Genomic DNA, 17,740 nt, shown 5'->3' on the forward strand with positions numbered 1-17,740 from the left:
CCATCGGGAAGACCATCATCGTGCTGATGGCCAGCGTGATGGCAAGGCGGCTGCTCTTGCCCGGCGTCACCAGGAAGCGGAACGCAAACCACTTGGCAAACCGGCTGGCGAGAAGAACGTCCAGCAGAATCGCCACCACGTAGGCCGGCGGGAAGCCGAGTCATGCGTCGGCCAGCGTTCCGGAGCCGAAGCTCCAGCCATGCACGCGAGCGACGTTGTAGACGGACATCCAGAGCACCATGCAGAAGCACATGATGATCGTAAAGATGAGGCTCTCGCGTTTGTTGGTGGGCATGGGGGCAGACCTTTCTCGACGGGACCCGCAGGGCGGGCGAATGCGAGGAGCTACCCTACCAACTTTCCACGTCGCGCGTAAGCGGTGATTTTGTGGCGGACGCCCCTGCGCGACAGATGCCCCGGAGGGTTCTGTCGCACGCGGCTTGCGTCACGCCCACCCCAGGAGGTCGCGAATCACGCGGCTGGCGAGCATCTGGCCCATGATGGGTGGCAGGTAGCTCATCGTCCCGAGAAGCGAGCCCTCGCGCAACCACTGCTCGTCGGAGATGGCCTCCATGCGTATGGGCTCCTCGTCCGAGAAGAGCACCCGCAGTCCACGGATGCCGCGGCGCCGGCACTCCTTGCGCATGACGCGCGCGAGCGGGCAGTTGATGGTGTCCTCGATGTGCGCGAACCGCAGGCGGCACGGGTCGAGCTTGTTGGCGCCACCCATTGCGGAGAGCTCGGGCACGCCGCGCTCGGCGCACCAGGCGGCAAGGCGGAGCTTCTGCGCCACGGTGTCGATGGCGTCCACCACGTAGTCGAGCGGCCCCAGCGCCTCCATCTGCTCGGGCAGCGCGTCCTTGTCCAGGAACGCGGTCACGGCGCGGACGTCCGCCTCCGGGTTGATGTCGAGCGCCATGGCGCACATGACCTCGGCCTTGGGCCGTCCGAGCGTGCTCGTGAACGCGAGCGCCTGCCGGTTGATGTTGCTTGGCGCCACCACGTCACGGTCGAGCAGCACGAGGTGCCCCACGCCGCCGCGCGCGAGCGCCTCGGCGCACGACGACCCCACGCCGCCAAGGCCGATCACGGCGACGCGCGCCTCCGAGAGCCGCTCGAGCCCCTCGTCGCCGAGGATGAGCCGCAGCCGGTCCTTTGCCGTCTCCGGCCTGTCCCGCCCCTCGTCAAGACCCTCCATCGAGCCCTCCTCGTCCGGTGGTTGACGCCGCCCGCGGGCGGCTCCCTCGCGCAACCGCTCATGCGGGCAAACCCTACCGTTTGCGGAGCGGCCTCGGATGCGCGGAACAGCGTTGGGACATGATGTTAACGTACTCATCAGGGTAAGGGCGTACGCCGACACGCGGCGTACGAAATAGGGAAAGGATACCGCACCATGGATATGTCACGTCGTAAGTTCCTGCAGGTCTGCGGCCTTGGTGTCATGGGCGTCGCGGGCGCGGGCGTGCTCGCCGGCTGCGACAACGGCGGTGAGACGACCCCGGCCGATGACTCCAACACCAGCGAGCCCACGGCCAACAACGAGAAGCCGGTCATCTTCTTCAACCGTCAGCCGTCCAACTCCACCACGGGCGAGCTCGACATGGCCACGCTCAACTACAACGACAACACCTACTACGTCGGCTTTGACGCCACGCAGGGCGGCGACCTCCAGGGCGAGATGGTCCTCACCTACATCAAGGCCCACGCCGCCGAGCTCGACCGCAACGGCGACGGCATCATCGGCTACGTCCTCGCCGTCGGTGACATCGGCCACAACGACTCCATCGCCCGTACCCGCGGCACCCGCAAGTCCCTGGGCACCGGCGTCGAGGTCGACGGCGCAATCAACTCCGAGCCCGTCGGCACCAACACCGACGGCTCCTCCACCATCGTCCAGGACGCCAAGATTACCGCTGACGACGGCAAGGAGTACACGGTCCGCGAGCTCGCCTCGCAGGAGATGAAGAACCAGGCCGGCGCCACGTGGGACGCCGCCACGGCGGGCAACGCCCTCACCTCCTGGGCCTCCTCCTTCGGCGACCAGATCGACGTCGTCGTCTCCAACAACGACGGCATGGGCATGTCCATGTTCAACGCCTGGTCCAAGGACAACAACGTCCCGACCTTCGGCTACGACGCCAACTCCGACGCCGTCGCGGCCATCGCCGAGGGCTATGCCGGCACGATCTCCCAGAACCCGGCCGTCCAGGCCTACCTCACGCTGCGCCTGATCCGCAACATCCTCGACGGCGTCGACATCAACACCGGCATCGCCACCGAGGACGAGGCGGGCAACGTCATCTCCGCCGACGACTACGTCTACAGCGAGGACGAGCGCTCCTACTACGCCATGAACCTCGCGGTCACCGCCGACAACTACCAGGACTTCATGGACTCCACCACCCTCTACGCCACCGCGCAGAGCCAGCTCGACGAGTCCTCGAGCCCCAACAAGAAGGTCTGGCTGGACATCTACAACGCGGCGGACAACTTCCTGTCCTCCACCTACCAGCCGCTTCTCGAGAAGTACGACGACCTGCTCAACCTCACGGTGGAGTACATCGGCGGCGACGGCCAGACCGAGTCCAACATCACCAACCGTCTCGGCAACCCGGGCGAGTACGACGCCTTCGCGATCAACATGGTGAAGACGGACAACGGCGCGTCCTACACCTCGCTGCTCGGCTAAGCCGTCCGATGCGGTCAATCCGCTGACAGAACGCCTTCGCAGGAGGGAGGAGGCTTTTCTCCTCCCTCCTGTCACGTACCTACGGCGTCGCGCGGTTCTTCCGCTGCGCGCCCCTCCGTTTGCAGTAAGGGGTGATACATTTGGCTGACAAGCAAGACGACATCATCCTCTCGATTCAAGGCATGAGCAAGTCGTTCGGACGCAACCGGGTCCTCAACCACATCGACCTCAACGTTCGCCGCGGCACCGTGATGGGCCTCATGGGCGAGAACGGCGCCGGCAAGTCGACCATGATGAACTGCCTGTTCGGCACCTACCAGAAGGACGAGGGCACCATCCTCCTCGACGGCCACGAGGTTGCCTTCTCCGGGCCCAAGGACGCGCTCGAGAACGGCATCGCGATGGTTCACCAGGAGCTCAACCAGTGCCTGGACCGCAATGTCGTCGACAACCTGTTCCTGGGCCGCTTTCCCACCAACGCGCTCGGCATCATCGACGAGGGCCGCATGCGCAAGGAGGCCTCCGACCTCTTCCGTCGCCTCGGCATGACGGTGAACCTCACCCAGCCGATGCGCAAGATGTCGGTCTCCGAGCGCCAGATGTGCGAAATCGCCAAGGCGATCTCCTACAACGCAAAGGTCATCGTCCTCGACGAGCCCACCTCCTCCCTCATGAGCCAGGAGGTCGACAAGCTCTTCGAGATGATGCGCATGCTCAAGAGCCAGGGGATCTCGCTCATCTACATCTCCCACAAGATGGACGAGATCTTCGAGATCTGCGACGACATCTCGGTGCTGCGCGACGGCGAGCTCGTCATGACCAAGCGCACCGAGGACACCAACATGAACGAGCTCATCTCGGCCATGGTCGGTCGCTCCCTCGACAACCGCTTCCCGCCGGTCGACAACACCCCCGGCGAGCCGATCCTCTCCATCCAGCACCTCTCCACCAAGTACGCGCCCAACCTCCAGGACATCACCTTCGACGTTCGCAAGGGCGAGATCTTCGGCCTCTACGGCCTGGTGGGCGCCGGGCGCACGGAGCTGCTCGAGACGATCTTCGGCATCCGCACGCGCGCGGCCGGCCGCGTCTACTTCCGCGACCACCTCATGAACTTCAAGAACGCCCGCGAGGCCATGGACTACGGCTTTGCCCTCATCACCGAGGAGCGCAAGGCCAACGGCCTCTTCCTCAAGGGTGACCTGACGTTCAACACCACGATCACCAACCTGGGCCAGTACAAGTCCGGCCCCTCGCTCTCGCGCCCCAAGATGGTCAACGCCACCAACTCCGAGATCAAGACCATGCACACCAAGTGCATGAGCCCCGACGACCTGATCTCGTCTCTCTCGGGCGGCAACCAGCAGAAGGTCATCTTTGGCAAGTGGCTCGAGCGCGGCCCGCAGGTCTTCCTCATGGACGAGCCCACGCGCGGCATCGACGTCGGCGCCAAGTACGAGATCTACGAGCTCATCATCAAGATGGCCAAGGAGGGTAAGACCATCATCGTGGTCTCCTCCGAGATGCCCGAGATCTTGGGCATCACCAACCGCATCGGCGTCATGTCCAACGGCCGCCTCTCCGGCATCGTCAACACCAAGGAGACGAACCAGGAAGAGCTCCTGCGCCTGAGCGCAAAGTATCTGTAAGGGGGATCACACATGCCTAACGCAATTCTTACCGTTGAGGAGGAGCTGGCGCTGCGCAAGCCCATCGACGACTACGTCGGCGGCATCCAGGCCAAGGTCGACGCCCTCCGCGAGAACGGCACCACCCGCGTCGTCGCCCTCCAGGGCGAGATCGAGGCCACCAAGCGCGACAAGATCCTGACCAAGGCTGAGCGCGACCGCGCCATCTCCGGCTACCAGAAGGAGCTCTCCGAGGCCAAGGCCGTCGAGTCCAAGAACAAGGCCCAGGTCGACGGGCTCATCAAGGATGCCGTCACCTACCTTGGCGCCCACTATGACAAGGACTACCTCTCCCGCGTGAAGGCCTCCTGCGCCCAGGAGCGCGTGGTCGCCAAGGAGAAGTACGAGAAGAACCTCGCGCGCCTCGAGAAGGAGCACCAGTCCAACCTCTCCGGCCTCACGGACCACGCGGAGATCAAGGACGAGAACTACGTCTACAAGAACCGTCGCTTCGACGCCAAGGTCGAGTACCAGAAGGACCTCCAGGCGGCCAAGGACCGCGAGCACGAGGCGTTCAGCTACCGCTATCACCTCATCGACATGCTGCGCCTCTCCAAGTTCACCCTCGGCGAGTCCCAGGCCCAGCGCTGGGAGAACTACAAGTACACCTTCAACACCCGTCAGTTCCTGCTGCGCAACGGCCTCTACATCGCGATCCTCGCGGTGTTCATCGCGCTGTGCATCGCGGCGCCGATCGTGAAGGGCACCCAGCTCCTCACGCCCGCCAACGTCCTCAACATCCTTCAGCAGGCCTCGCCGCGCATGTTCCTCGCGCTCGGCGTCGCCGGCCTCATCCTCCAGACGGGCACCGACCTCTCGATCGGCCGTATGGTCGGCATGGGCATGACCGCCTCCACGATCATCATGCACCAGGGCGTCAACACCGGCACCGTCTTCGGCGTCGCCTTTGACTTCACCTCCGTGCCCATCGTCGGCCGCATCATCCTGGCCCTGCTCGTCTGCGTGGTCCTGTGCGTCTTCTTTGCCACCATCGCCGGCTTCTTCACGGCCAAGTTCAAGATGCACTGGTTCATCTCCACGATGGCCAACATGCTGATCATCTTCGGCCTGCTGACGTACGCGACCAAGGGCGTCTCCTTCGGCTCCATCGAGCCCGCGATTCCCAACATGATCATCCCCAAGGTCAACGGCTTCCCGACGATCATCCTCTGGGCCGTCGCCGCGATCGCCGTCGTCTGGTTCATCTGGAACAAGACCACCTTCGGCAAGAACATGTACGCCGTCGGCGGCAACCAGGAGGCCGCGGCCGTCTCCGGCATCAACGTCTTCTGGGTCATGCTCGCCACGTTCATGATGGCCGGCGTCCTCTACGGCTTCGGCTCCTGGCTCGAGTGCATGCGCATGGTCGGTTCCGGCTCGGCCGCCTACGGCCAGGGCTGGGAGACCGACGCCATCGCGGCCTGCGTCGTGGGCGGCGTCTCCTTCACGGGCGGCATCGGCAAGATCTCGGGCGTCACGATCGGCGTGCTCATCTTCACCGCGCTGACCTACTCGCTCACCATCCTCGGCGTCGACACGAACCTCCAGTTCGTCTTCTCCGGCGTCATCATCCTGCTCGCCGTCACGCTCGACTGCCTCAAGTACATCCAGAAGAAGTAGTCGCCGCGAGTCCCCCTCCCTCCCGGGCGCCCGCCCGGGAGGGCCCCCATGCTTCTCCGCGCCGTCCCAAGCCTTCCTTTCCCTCGTTGCACACGGCGGGGTCTTTCCCGCAGAGCCCATGGAGGGACGGCGCCCGCGGGGCCCTTGCCACACTGGCAAGGGCCCCGCTCCCATGCGTCGCGGGGATGGCGCTTGGCATGAAAGGGCCCGGGCGGCGGCGAGAAGGGCGAGGGTCCTTCTCGCCGCCGCCCGGGCGCGCTTGCGAGGGGGCTGGCTGCCGCGGGACTACTCCCAGGGGCGGCCCGTGCCGAAGCGGTAGACGATCGTCGAGCGGTAGGGCACCTCGGGCGTGCAGACGGGCTGCGGCCAGTCGGGGTGGTGCACGCAGTCGGGGTAGAACTCGGGCTCGAAGGCAAAGCCCTGGCGCGGGCCGTACGTGGCGCCGTCCTTGGCGTCCTCGTCGGAGAGCCAGTTGCCGGTGTAGAGGTGCGCGCCGGGCGTGGTGACGAGAATCTGGAGGCTGCGGCCGCTCGAGGGGTCGTAGGCCGAGAGGCCGAGGCGCGGGGCCCCGCCGGGCTCAAAGCCGCGGACGCAGAAGCAGTGGTCGTAGCCACGGGCGCGGTGGAGCTGCACGTCGTCGGCGAGGATGTCCGTGCCGAGGCGTTTTGGCGAGCGGAAGTCGAAGGGCGTGCCCGCAACTGCAACGGGGTCGCCCTCGGAGACGGAGTCGGCACGGACCGGGATGAAGCGGTCGGCCTCAAGGAGCGCCTCCTGGCTCAGCACGACGGCGCGGTCGTGGCCCTCGAGGTTGAAGTAGCTGTGGTTCGTCATGTTGACAAAGGTCGGGGCGTCCGTCTCGCACCCGTACTCCACGGTGAGCTCTGCCGCGCCGTCGTGGCTCGCGAGCGCGTAGCGGGCGGAGAAGGTGCGGTTGCCGGGAAGCCCGAGCTCGCCGTCCGCAAGGGTGGTGGTCATGAGGACGGCGCACGCGGCCTCGTCGACCTGGGCGTCCCAGACGCGCTTGTGGAGGCCGTGGTCGAGGTCCGAGTGGAGGTTGTTTCGGCCGTCGGGACCGTCGTTTCCGGGGAGGTGGCAGACGGTGCCCCCCAGGGGCACCTCGGCGCGGTCGGTGCGGTTGGCGACGGGGCCGATGGTGGCGCCGTAGCAGGCGGGGTCGTCGAGGTAGCCCGCAAGCGAGCCAAAGCCGAGGACCACGTCGGCGGTGCGGCCCCAGAGGTCTGGGACCTCGACCCCCAGGAGCGTCGCGCCGAAGTCGGTGACGCACACGCGGGCACCGCCCGCCTCGAGCGCATAGGTGCTGACGGCGGAGCCCCCCGGGGCGCTGCCAAAGGAAGCCTTCACGACCACGGCGTGCCTCCCTTTCGTAGACGGGACGAAACGCGGCCGTTCGCCGTCGGTGGGCGAACGTGCGCAGAAATAATGTTAACGTACACATTGCTGGTGCTCGTCAGAACGCGGCGTTTCCCGTCATCGGCGGGAAATGCCATGCGAGTGGTCGGAAGGGAGGTGGCCCCATGGGAGCTCCGACGCTTCGCAGCCCCTCGTCCCGGCCCGTCTCCATGGCCGAGGTGGCCAAGGCGGCCGGCGTCTCGCAGCAGACCGTCTCCCGTGTGGTCAACGACCTGCCCAACGTGCGCGACGCCACGCGAGAGCGCGTCCGGCGCGCCATGGACGAGCTCGGCTTTCGGCCAAACTACTCGGGCCGCGCCCTGAGGTGCGGACGCTACAACTCCATCGGCCTCTCGCTCTACAACGTTGCGCAGTACGGCAACCTCGCCACGTTCAAGGGCATCCTCTCCGCTGCGCGCGAGCATCACTACGCCATCAACGTCGTGGAGCTCGGGACCGACGCGCCCGTCTCGCTCGCCGACGTCACGAGGCGGATGATGGGGCTTCCCGTGGACGGCCTCATCGTGAGCATGAGCATCCGGGCGAGCGACTTCGACGAGTTCCGCCCGCACCCGCGCCTGAGCACGGTCCTGCTCACCATGTACGACCACCCGCTCTGCACGACGGTCGACTCCGACCAGTACGCCTGCTCGGAGCTCGTCATGGATTACCTGCTCTCCCGCGGGCACCGGCAGATCAGGTTTGTGAGCGGTCCCGTCTACGTGGTCGACTCCATCTTCCGCGAGCGCGGGTGGCGCGACGCCCTCGAGGCGCATGGCATCCCCGTGGTCGAGCCCCTGCGCGGGGACTGGTCGGCGCGCAGCGGCTACGAGGCCGGCGCCCGGCTCGCCTCCGACCGCGAGATGACGGCCGTCTACGCCGCCAACGACCAGATGGCCGTGGGCGTCATCGAGGCGCTGCGCGACGCGGGACGACGGGTTCCCGAGGACGTGAGCGTGGTCGGCGTGGACGACTCCCTTGCCGAGACCCTTCCCTTCAGCAGCCTCACCACGGTGCGCTTTGACCTCTTCGAGCGGGGGAGGCGCGCCTTCGAGCAGGCCCTTCTCGGCTCGGCGCCGGGGCATCGTCCCGAGCGCATACGGATCGCCCCCACGCTCGTGGAGCGCGACTCCGTGCGCGACGCCCGTCTCTGAGCACCCCGTCGACCCGCCCTCCCGGCTCGCGGTATAGTAGAGGTCCGTGAAGCTCCGTGGAGGGGATGGCTGCCCATGGCCGACTACAAGTCCGACATCGAGATCGCCCAGGAAGCGAGCATGCTGCCCATCGTCGAGGTCGCCGAGAGGGCCGGCATCTCCGCCGACCTGCTCGAGCCCTACGGCCGCACCAAGGCGAAGGTCGACATCCACGCCCTGGCCAACCGCCCCGCGCGCGGCAAGGTCGTCCTCGTGACCGCCATCAACCCCACGCCCGCGGGCGAGGGCAAGACCACCACGTCCGTGGGACTTGCCGACGCCATGAACCGCCTGGGGCACCAGACGATGCTCTGCCTGCGCGAGCCCTCCCTGGGCCCGGTCTTCGGCGTCAAGGGCGGCGCGGCCGGCGGCGGCTACGCCCAGGTCGTTCCCATGGAGGACATCAACCTTCACTTCACCGGCGACTTCCATGCCATCGGCGCGGCCAACAACCTCTGCGCCGCCATGCTGGACAACCACATCAAGCAGGGCAACGCCCTTGGCATCGACCCGCGCCGCATCGTCTGGAAGCGCTGCGTCGACATGAACGACCGCCAGCTCAGAAACGTCGTGGACGGCCTTGGCGGCATCGCGGACGGATGCCCCCGCCAGGACGGCTTCGACATCACCGTGGCCTCCGAGGTCATGGCGGTGTTCTGCCTCGCCACCGACCTCGCCGACCTCAAGGAGCGCCTCGCGCGCATGGTGATCGCCTACACCTACGACCGTCGCCCCGTCACCGTGGCCGACATCCATGCCGAGGGCGCCATGACGGCGCTTCTCAAGGACGCCATCAAGCCCAACCTCGTCCAGACGCTCGAGGGCAACCCCGCCTTCGTGCACGGCGGCCCCTTCGCCAACATCGCGCACGGCTGCAACTCGGTGATGGCCACCACCACGGCCATGCGCCTCGCCGACTACGTGGTGACCGAGGCGGGCTTTGGCGCCGACCTCGGCGCGGAGAAGTTCCTCGACATCAAGTGCCGCGCCACGGGCATCGAGCCCGCCGCGGTGGTCCTCGTGGCCACGGTGCGCGCGCTCAAGTACAACGGCGGCGTGCCCAAGGCCGAGCTCACCTCCGAGAACCTCGAGGCCCTCGAGGCGGGCCTGCCCAACCTCCTGCGCCACGTCTCCAACATCAAGGACGTCTGGGGCCTCCCCGTCGTCGTGGCCATCAACGCCTTCCCCACGGACACCGCCGCCGAGCTCGAGCTCGTGGAGCGCCGCGTCCGCGAGCTCGGCGTGAACGTGGCCCTCTCCGAGGTCTGGGCCAAGGGCGGCGAGGGCGGGGAGGCGCTCGCCCGCGAGGTCGTCCGCCTCTGCGACGAGCCCTCGGACTTCCGCTTTGCCTACGAGCTCGACGGCGGTATCGCCGAGAAGATCGAGGCCATCGCCACGAGGGTCTACCATGCTGATGGCGTCGACCTCACCGCCCCCGCGCGGCGCCAGCTCGCGCAGCTCGAGGAGCAGGGCTTCGGGGGGCTGCCCGTCTGCATGGCCAAGACCCAGTACTCCTTCACCGACGACCAGACCAGGCTCGGCGCCCCGGAGGGCTTCCGCATCACGGTGAGGAACCTCCGCGTCTCGGCCGGCGTCGGCTTCATCGTGGCCCTCACGGGGGACATCATGACGATGCCGGGCCTTCCCAAGGTCCCGGCCGCCGAGAAGATCGACGTCACGCCCGACGGCCGCATCGTCGGCCTGTTCTAGCCGGCGGGGGGCCCACGTGAACGAGAGACTTACCGAGCTGGGGTGCGAGGAGTTCACCGAGCGCCTCGCGGCCCGCGAGAGCGTGCCGGGCGGCGGCGGGGCGGCCGCCCTTGCGGGCGCGCTCGCGGCCGCCCTGTGTTCCATGGCCGGCAACTTCACCCTCGGCAACCCGCGCTTCGCCGACGTCGCCGATGACGTCCGCCGCATCCTCGAGGACGCGGACGACGTCCGCTACCGCCTGCTCGAGCTCGTCGAGGAGGACGCCGAGGGCTTCGCGCCGCTCGCGGCGGCCTACGCGCTCCCGCGCGACGACCCCCGCCGGCACGAGCAGATCCAGCGCGCGACCAAGGGCGCCTGCATGGCACCGCTCGCGATGATGGGGGAGTGCTGCCGGGCCATCGTCCTTCTCGAGCAGATGGGGGAGCGCTGCTCCCGGCTGCTCGAGTCCGACGTGGCGTCGGGCGCGATGCTCGTCGGGGGCGCGCTCGCGTGCGCGAGCGTCAACGTCTTCGTCAACACCGCCGCGCTCGACGACCGCGTGATCGCCGGGCGCATCGAGGCCACGGCCGAGGAGCTCCTCTCGGAGTTCTCCCCGCGCGCCGAGCGCCTGGCCGCTCGCATGGTCGGCCGTGTCCGCGGGGAGGAGGCCCATGGCTGAGCTGCTGCGCGGGGCGCCCGTGGCCCGCGAGCTCGTCGCGTCCCTCGCGCCGCGCGTCGCCGCCCTCGCCGAGCGCGGGGTGACGCCCCGGCTCGCCCTCGTGCGCGTGGGCGAGCGCGAGGACGACCTCGCCTACGAGCGCGCGGCCGAGAAGCGCTGCCTGGCGGCGGGGCTTGCCGTGGAGCGCGTCGGACTGCCCGCCACCTGCCGTCAGGAGGAGCTCGTGCGCGCGCTCTCGGAGCTCGGCGCGCGTGCCGACGTGCATGCCGTCCTGCTCTTCCGCCCGCTCCCGGCGCATCTCGACGAGGCCGCCGCCTGCGCCGCCATCCCGCCCGAGAAAGACGTCGACGCCGCGACGGGCGCCTCGCTGCTCTCCACGCTCTCGGGCGCCGGCGCGGGCTTTGCCCCCTGCACGGCCGAGGCGGTCGTCGCCCTCCTCGACCACTACGGCGTCGCGCTCGACGGCGCCGAGGCCACGGTCGTCGGGCGCTCGCTCGTGATCGGCCGGCCGGTCGCCTCCCTGCTGCTTGCGCGCGACGCCACGGTCACGACCTGTCACACCCACACGCGCGACCTCGCCGCCTCATGCCGGCGCGCCGACGTGCTCGTGGTCGCCGCGGGGCACGCGGGCGCCGTCGGCGCCGCCTGCTGCCGCGAGGGGCAGGTCGTCGTCGACGTGGGCATCAACTGGGACGAGGAGGCCGCTCGCCTTGTGGGCGACGTCGCCTTTGACGAGGTTGCCCCCCTCGTCCGCGCCATCACGCCGGTGCCGGGCGGCATCGGCGCCATCACCACCGCCGTCCTGGCCCGGCACGTCGTCGAGGCCGCAGAGAGGAGCCGCCCATGAGGGTGACCGAGAAGCCGTCCTCTTCCTACAGCGGGGCAATGACCCCCGCCTCCATGGAGCTCAAGACCGAGCGCGTGGCCGAGACCAAGGCGGGGACCGACGCCGCGAGCGCCTTCGTGCTGGCCCTTCTCGCCGGCGCCTTCATCTCGCTCGGGGCCACCTTCATGCTCGTCGTGAAGTCTGACGGGTCGCTCCCCTTTGCCGCCTCCCAGCTTCTGGGCGGCTTCTCGTTCTGCGTGGGCCTCTTCCTCGTGCTCTCGGCGGGCGCCGAGCTCTTCACCGGCAACTGCCTCATGGTGCTGGGCCCGCTCTCCGGGCGCTTCTCGTGGGGGAGGCTCCTTGCGAGCTGGGGCATCGTGCTCGCGGGCAACCTGCTCGGGTCGCTTGCCATGGCCGCGCTCATCTTTGCCGCCGACGCGGGGTCTGCCAACGGCGGGGCCGTGGCTCAGGCGGCCCTCACCGTGGCCGAGGGCAAGGTCGCGCTCGACTGGGGCGTCGCCTTTGCCCGCGGGGTCCTCTGCAACGTGCTCGTGTGTCTTGCCGTCTGGGTGGGGCACGCCGCCACCTCGGTCACCGACAAGTTCTTCTCGGCGCTCCTGCCCGTCATGGCGTTCATGGCCAGCGGCTTCGAGCACTGCGTCGCCAACATGTTCTTCCTGCCCTACGCGCTCATGCTCGAGGCGTCCGGGCGCGTTGCGGGGTCGGTCGACCTGGCGGGCGTCCTCTCCAACCTCTCCGCCGCCACCTTGGGCAACCTCGTGGGCGGCGTGCTCCTCGTGGGCGTGTCGTACTGGTTCGTCTACGGGCGCGCCCGCGCCGGGAGGGAGTAGCCCATGTCATCGGCGGACGAGAGGAACGGCCAGGGCTTCGGGCCCATCGACAAGCCCCGCGTCGAGGCCGCCGTGCGCGAGCTCCTGCTCGCGATCGGCGAGGACCCCGACCGCCCGGGCCTTCTGGGCACGCCCGACCGGGTGGCCCGCGCCTGCGAGGAGGTTCTGGGCGGGATGCGCGAGGACCCGGGCGCGCACCTGCGGCGCCAGTTCCACGAGCCCGGCAACCAGGAGATGGTGATCGTCAAGGACATCCCGTTCTCCTCGCTCTGCGAGCACCACATCCTGCCCTTCACCGGGAGGGCGCACGTCTGCTACATCCCGCGCGACGGCCGCATCACGGGCCTCTCCAAGATCGCGCGCTGCGTCTCGGGGTACGCGCGGCGTCTCCAGGTTCAGGAGCGCCTCACCTCGCAGGTGGCCGACGCCATGGTGCGCGAGCTCGACCCGCTCGGCGTCCTCGTGGTGATGGAGGCCGAGCACACCTGCATGACCATGCGCGGCATCCGGGCCGCGGGCGCCCTCACCACCACCTCGGCCGTGCGCGGCTGCATGCGCGACCTCAAGACCCGCGAGGAGGCCCTGCGTCTGCTCGGCCTCTAGGCCGACCCAGGAGCCGCCCGCCCAAAGGAGCGAGAAGAATGTACCAGTTGCCCTTCGCCGTCCCTACGATCAGCTATGAGGAGGCCCTCGCCATCGTGCGCGGCGCCCTGCGCTTTGGGATCGAGCCCCTGCTCGAGACCGTCGAGGACATGCTCGCCGAGCTCGGTGACCCCGACCTCGCCTTCGACTGCGTCCAGATTGCGGGGACCAACGGAAAGACCTCGACCTCGCGCTTCTGCGCCGCCGCGCTCGCCGGCGAGGGGCTCTCCGTTGCCCTCTACACCTCCCCTGAGCTCGTGAGCTACACCGAGCGCATGGAGGTGGGCGGCGCGCCCGTCTCCGAGGAGGCCTTCGCGCGCGGCGTCTCCGCGGCCCATGTGGCCGGCGAGCGCGTGAACGCGCGCCGGCGCGCCGAGGGGCTGCGCCCCTATGACGTCACTGAGTTCGACACGCTCACGGTGGCCGCGATGGTCGTCTTTGCCGAGGCCGGTGTGGACGTGGCCGTGCTCGAGTGCGGCCTGGGCGGCCGCTGGGACGCGACGTCTGCCGCCAAGTCCATCCGCGCCGTCGCCGTGACGGGCGTTGGGCTCGACCACACGCGCATACTCGGGGACACGCTCGAGGCCATCGCGGGGGAGAAGGCCGCCATCATCGCCCCGGGGCGCGCCTGCGTGCTCGGCGTTGGCACCGCCACGCCGGCGAGCGTGGAGGACGTCTTCCTTGCGCGTGCGCGCGAGGCGGGCGTCGAGCCGGTGCTCTTGCGCCCGGAGGTGCCCTCGGACGCGGCGGGGGAGATGCACGAGGGGACGGTCCGCGAGCATCCGGGGCTTCCCCGCGCGTCCTATCGCATCACCCGCCGTCCCGAGCGCCTGGGAGGGCCGCTCGAGCTCACCGTGAGCACCCCGCGCGCCACCTACCCCGAGCTCGCGGCGCTCAAGCCTGCCTACCAGGCGGCCAACATCGCCTGCGCGGTCGCGCTTGCCGAGGCGTACCTCGGGCGCGCGCTCGACGCGGACGCCCTCTTCACCTCCGTCGTGCGCTGCCCCACGCCGGGCCGCTTCCAGCTGCTGCGCCCCGAGCCCCCCGTGCTCATTGACGCCTGTCACAACCCGCAGTCCGTCGCCGCGTTTCTCACGGCCGTCGACGCCGTGGCCCCGGCGCGCGCCGAGCGCCCGGTCCTTCTTGCCGCGGTGCTCGCTGACAAGGACGTGCGCGGGATCGTGGGGCTTCTCGCGGGCGCCTTCCCGCGCGTGGCCGTGACGCAGACGGCGAGCGCGCGGGCGCTTCCCGCGGCCGAGCTTGCCGCTCTGTTTGAGGCCGAGGGGTCCGAGGTGGTGGGGGTGTATCCGACGGTTGAGGCCGCGACGTCCTCATTGTGTGGAGAATCCTTCGTCGCCTGCGGTTCCATCACACTGGCCGGAGAGCTTTCGGCACTCATGCGCTAGCTTTTGGTATGATTGTTCGCTGACTCTGGCCCAGCCAAGACACGCGCGATTACTAAGGAGTCCCCATGCAAGAACTCTTCGACCAGCTCATCACCCCCGAGGTCCGCATGGTCCTCTACCTCATGGTCGTCTGCGTCGTCATGCTCTACATCCTCTCGATCGTCTACGTCATCCGTGACGCCCAGCGCCGTGGCGCCGAGCCCTGGTGGATGTGGGCCATCATCTCCGTCATCCCCATCGTGGGCCTGCTCGCCTACGTCATCCTGCGCCCGAGCTCCTACCTCATCGACCGCGAGGAGCAGGACCTCGACATCGCCCTGCGCGAGCACCAGCTCTCCCACTACGGCATCTGCCCCAAGTGCGGTGCGCCCATCGACCGCGACTTCGTGGTCTGCCCGATCTGCAACACGCAGGTCAGGAACGTCTGCCCCACCTGCCACCGGCCGCTGAACGCTGACTGGAAGGTGTGCCCGTACTGCCGCACCCGCATCCAGTAGCGGCCCGCAGGTTCTTCTCGGCACGCACGGCCCCGCCCAGGCGGGGCCTTTTTCGTCTGGCGGGCGCGCAGATGCTGCGAATCTGTTTCCCCGTGCATAGACGCGGCCCACTTGTGGTAAACCTATGGGCAGGCAATGACGAAAGGCGTGTCCTTGATGCAGCGCATCCTTGCACATAGCGCTCGAACGCAGACTATCTAGGCGTCTGTCCCTTCCCCGGGCCGGCAGGCCCCGGACAGGCGCCGCATATCGCTCGACGCTGCCAGATGGCGGCGTGCGGGCGTTTTTCATGTTCGGACACCATGCCAGAGAAAGGTATTCCCATGAAGGTCCTGTACAACGACGGCCACATCGACGAGTGCTCCGCCGACGAGGTCACCCACGTCGTCCGTCACAGCGCCGCCCACATCATGGCGCAGGCCGTGAAGCGCCTCTACCCCGAGGCCGACTTCGCCTACGGCCCCGCCACGGACAACGGCTTCTACTACGACATCGACCTGCCCGAGGGCCAGAAGATCTCCGAGGAGGACTTCCCGGCCATCGAGGCGGAGATGAAGAAGATCGTGAAGGAGAACCTCAAGTTCACCGTCTTCGAGCTCCCGCGCGCCGAGGCCATCGCGCTCATGGAGGAGCGCGGCGAGAAGTACAAGGTCGAGCACATCGGCGACCTTGACCCCGACGCCCGCATCACCTTCTACCAGCAGGGCGAGTACATCGACATGTGCGTGGGCCCGCACCTCACCTACACCAAGGCGCTCAAGGCCTTCAAGCTCACGGGCGTCTCCGGCGCCTACTGGAAGGGCGACAAGGCCAACAAGATGCTCACGCGCGTGAACGGCACCGCGTTTGCCACCAAGGACGAGCTCGACGAGCACCTGCGCCTGCTCGAGGAGGCCAAGAAGCGCGACCACCGCAGGATCGGCCGCGAGATGGACATCTTCATGATGCGCGACGAGGCCCCCGGCTTCCCGTTCTTCCTGCCCAACGGCATGACGCTCAAGAACGAGCTGCTCAGCTACTGGCGCGAGATCCACCGCGCCGCCGGCTACGTGGAGATCTCCACGCCCATGATCATGAGCAAGGAGCTCTGGAAGACCTCCGGCCACTGGGATCACTACAAGGACAACATGTACTCCACGATCATCGACGACGAGGAGTACTGCGTGAAGCCCATGAACTGCCCGGGCGGCGTGCTCGTGTACTCCTCCAAGCCTCACAGCTACCGCGAGCTCCCCATCCGCGCCGGTGAGATCGGCCTGGTCCACCGCCACGAGATGCGCGGCGCCCTGCACGGCCTCTTCCGCGTGCGCTGCTTCAACCAGGACGACGCCCACCTCTTCGTGCGCCCGGACCAGCTCACGGACGAGATCGTGGGCGTGGTGAACCTCATCGACTCGGTGTACGAGAAGTTCGGCTTCACCTACCACCTCGAGCTCTCCACGCGCCCCGACGACTCCATGGGCTCTGACGAGGACTGGGAGCGCGCCGAGTCCGCCCTGCGCGTGGCCCTCGAGAAGCTCGGCAAGGACTACGTGGTCAACGAGGGCGACGGTGCCTTCTACGGCCCCAAGATCGACTTCCACCTGGAGGACTCGCTCGGTCGCACCTGGCAGTGCGGCACGGTGCAGCTGGACTTCCAGATGCCGCTCAACTTTGACCTCGAGTACACGGACGCCGACGGCTCCAAGAAGCGCCCGATCATGCTGCACCGCGTGTGCTTTGGCTCCATCGAGCGCTTCATCGGCATCCTGATCGAGCACTTCGCCGGCAAGTTCCCCACGTGGCTCGCGCCCTGCCAGGTGAAGGTCCTGCCCGTCTCCGAGAAGAGCCGCGACTACGCGCGCGCCGTCACCGAGCGCCTGGAGGCCGCCGGCATCCGCGCCGTCCTCGACGAGCGTGACGAGAAGATCGGCTACAAGATCCGCGAGGCCCGCTCCGTGGACCGCCCTCCCTACATGCTCATCCTCGGCGAGAAGGAGGTCGAGGCCGGGACCATCTCCGTCCGCGACCGCTCCAACGAGACCGTATCCCGCTCGCTGGACGACTTCATCGCCGACGTCTGCGCCGAGATCGCCGAGCGTCGCTAGCGGTGGGCAAGACGAACCATACCCTTCGGAGGGCGTCCGCGGCTGAGGCTGCGGACGCCCTCTCCCTTGACGGCCTGGCGGTCCTCTCGCGCGCGCTCGGCCATGCGCGCTGGCGGGCGGTCTCCGACGCCGCGCAGGCCGTGGCGTGCTACCTCGCCTGCCACCCGCGCGTGGCCGCGGTGCGCTACCCGGGACTCAGGGCGGACCCCGACTTCGAGCATGCCGCAGGCACGCTCGAGAGCGGCTTCGGCCCGCGGGTGGCGCTACGTCTGGCCGGGGCGCCGGCAGGGGAGTGGGCCCTCTGGGAGGCCGATGGGCGCGACGCTCGCGAGCAGGCCCTTGAGCTCGAGGTTCTTCTCGCCGGGGGCGCCCGCACGTGAGGATTGCCGTCACGGGGGCGCCTCCTGCGGGCCTGCTTTCAGCTAACTTCCCGCATGACCTTGCGCCCTCATCTGGTCTGCTA

At 68.4% G+C, this 17,740-nt stretch carries 16 protein-coding genes; 13 read left to right on the forward strand and 3 right to left on the reverse strand.

Annotated elements, in window-relative coordinates:
* Window positions 1-160: 160 nt before the first annotated feature.
* The gene (locus B5F84_RS09740; RefSeq protein WP_255375233.1) at window positions 161-295 is read right to left on the reverse strand and encodes a hypothetical protein; all 135 of its coding nucleotides are present in this window, start codon (window positions 293-295) and stop codon (window positions 161-163) included.
* A 150-nt stretch (window positions 296-445) separates the two neighbouring features.
* Window positions 446-1,198 carry a tRNA threonylcarbamoyladenosine dehydratase gene (locus tag B5F84_RS04370; RefSeq protein WP_087321272.1) on the reverse strand — a complete coding sequence of 251 codons (753 nt, stop codon included), beginning with the start codon at window positions 1,196-1,198 and terminating at the stop codon, window positions 446-448.
* Window positions 1,199-1,393: 195 nt separating this feature from the next.
* On the opposite strand from B5F84_RS04370, the gene B5F84_RS04375 reads away from it, so the two are divergent.
* From B5F84_RS04375 to B5F84_RS04385, 3 genes are all read left to right on the forward strand, one after another.
* Window positions 1,394-2,689, forward strand: coding sequence for a substrate-binding domain-containing protein (locus B5F84_RS04375; RefSeq protein WP_087321274.1), 1,296 nt, complete (start codon window positions 1,394-1,396; stop codon window positions 2,687-2,689).
* Between the two features lie 140 nt (window positions 2,690-2,829).
* Complete coding sequence (locus B5F84_RS04380; RefSeq protein WP_087321276.1) at window positions 2,830-4,338, forward strand: sugar ABC transporter ATP-binding protein; 1,509 nt, start codon at window positions 2,830-2,832, stop codon at window positions 4,336-4,338.
* Between the two features lie 12 nt (window positions 4,339-4,350).
* Window positions 4,351-5,997 carry a galactoside ABC transporter permease gene (locus B5F84_RS04385; RefSeq protein ID WP_087321277.1) on the forward strand — a complete coding sequence of 549 codons (1,647 nt, stop codon included), beginning with the start codon at window positions 4,351-4,353 and terminating at the stop codon, window positions 5,995-5,997.
* A gap of 285 nt (window positions 5,998-6,282) precedes the next feature.
* On the opposite strand, the gene B5F84_RS04390 is transcribed toward B5F84_RS04385, so the two are convergent.
* Entirely contained in the window at window positions 6,283-7,365 is a 1,083-nt protein-coding gene (locus tag B5F84_RS04390; RefSeq protein WP_087321279.1) for an aldose epimerase family protein, read from the reverse strand.
* A 167-nt stretch (window positions 7,366-7,532) separates the two neighbouring features.
* Between B5F84_RS04390 and B5F84_RS04395 the strand changes: the two genes are divergently transcribed.
* The 10 genes from B5F84_RS04395 to B5F84_RS04440 all read left to right on the forward strand — a co-directional run bounded on the left by B5F84_RS04395 (window position 7,533) and on the right by B5F84_RS04440 (window position 17,657).
* A complete protein-coding gene (locus tag B5F84_RS04395) occupies window positions 7,533-8,561 on the forward strand; it encodes a LacI family DNA-binding transcriptional regulator (protein WP_239378249.1) in 1,029 nt (342 codons plus the stop codon).
* A gap of 75 nt (window positions 8,562-8,636) precedes the next feature.
* The gene (locus B5F84_RS04400) at window positions 8,637-10,310 is read left to right on the forward strand and encodes a formate--tetrahydrofolate ligase (protein WP_087321281.1); all 1,674 of its coding nucleotides are present in this window, start codon (window positions 8,637-8,639) and stop codon (window positions 10,308-10,310) included.
* Window positions 10,311-10,326: 16 nt separating this feature from the next.
* Complete coding sequence (locus B5F84_RS04405; RefSeq protein ID WP_087321283.1) at window positions 10,327-10,968, forward strand: cyclodeaminase/cyclohydrolase family protein; 642 nt, start codon at window positions 10,327-10,329, stop codon at window positions 10,966-10,968.
* The gene (locus tag B5F84_RS04410; RefSeq protein ID WP_087321285.1) at window positions 10,961-11,815 is read left to right on the forward strand and encodes a bifunctional 5,10-methylenetetrahydrofolate dehydrogenase/5,10-methenyltetrahydrofolate cyclohydrolase; all 855 of its coding nucleotides are present in this window, start codon (window positions 10,961-10,963) and stop codon (window positions 11,813-11,815) included. The genes B5F84_RS04405 and B5F84_RS04410 overlap by 8 nt, the downstream gene beginning before the upstream one ends.
* Window positions 11,812-12,645: a formate/nitrite transporter family protein gene (locus B5F84_RS04415; RefSeq protein ID WP_087321287.1), complete on the forward strand. Its 834-nt coding sequence runs from the start codon at window positions 11,812-11,814 to the stop codon at window positions 12,643-12,645. Before B5F84_RS04410 ends, B5F84_RS04415 begins: the two co-directional genes overlap by 4 nt.
* A 3-nt stretch (window positions 12,646-12,648) precedes the next feature.
* On the forward strand, window positions 12,649-13,248 hold the full coding sequence (gene folE / locus B5F84_RS04420) for a GTP cyclohydrolase I FolE (RefSeq protein ID WP_087321289.1): 600 nt from the start codon (window positions 12,649-12,651) through the stop codon (window positions 13,246-13,248).
* A 38-nt stretch (window positions 13,249-13,286) separates the two neighbouring features.
* Window positions 13,287-14,693 carry a Mur ligase family protein gene (locus tag B5F84_RS04425; protein WP_087321291.1) on the forward strand — a complete coding sequence of 469 codons (1,407 nt, stop codon included), beginning with the start codon at window positions 13,287-13,289 and terminating at the stop codon, window positions 14,691-14,693.
* A gap of 65 nt (window positions 14,694-14,758) precedes the next feature.
* Window positions 14,759-15,190, forward strand: coding sequence for a zinc ribbon domain-containing protein (locus tag B5F84_RS04430; protein ID WP_075280274.1), 432 nt, complete (start codon window positions 14,759-14,761; stop codon window positions 15,188-15,190).
* Between the two features lie 323 nt (window positions 15,191-15,513).
* Window positions 15,514-17,277, forward strand: a complete 1,764-nt coding sequence (gene thrS / locus B5F84_RS04435) for a threonine--tRNA ligase (protein WP_087321293.1) — start codon at window positions 15,514-15,516, stop codon at window positions 17,275-17,277.
* A 2-nt stretch (window positions 17,278-17,279) separates the two neighbouring features.
* Window positions 17,280-17,657: a PLP-dependent transferase gene (locus B5F84_RS04440; protein ID WP_087321295.1), complete on the forward strand. Its 378-nt coding sequence runs from the start codon at window positions 17,280-17,282 to the stop codon at window positions 17,655-17,657.
* Window positions 17,658-17,740: the final 83 nt, after the last annotated feature.

Source organism: Olsenella sp. An290 (assembly GCF_002159535.1).
In the GTDB taxonomy this organism is placed as follows: domain Bacteria; phylum Actinomycetota; class Coriobacteriia; order Coriobacteriales; family Atopobiaceae; genus Thermophilibacter.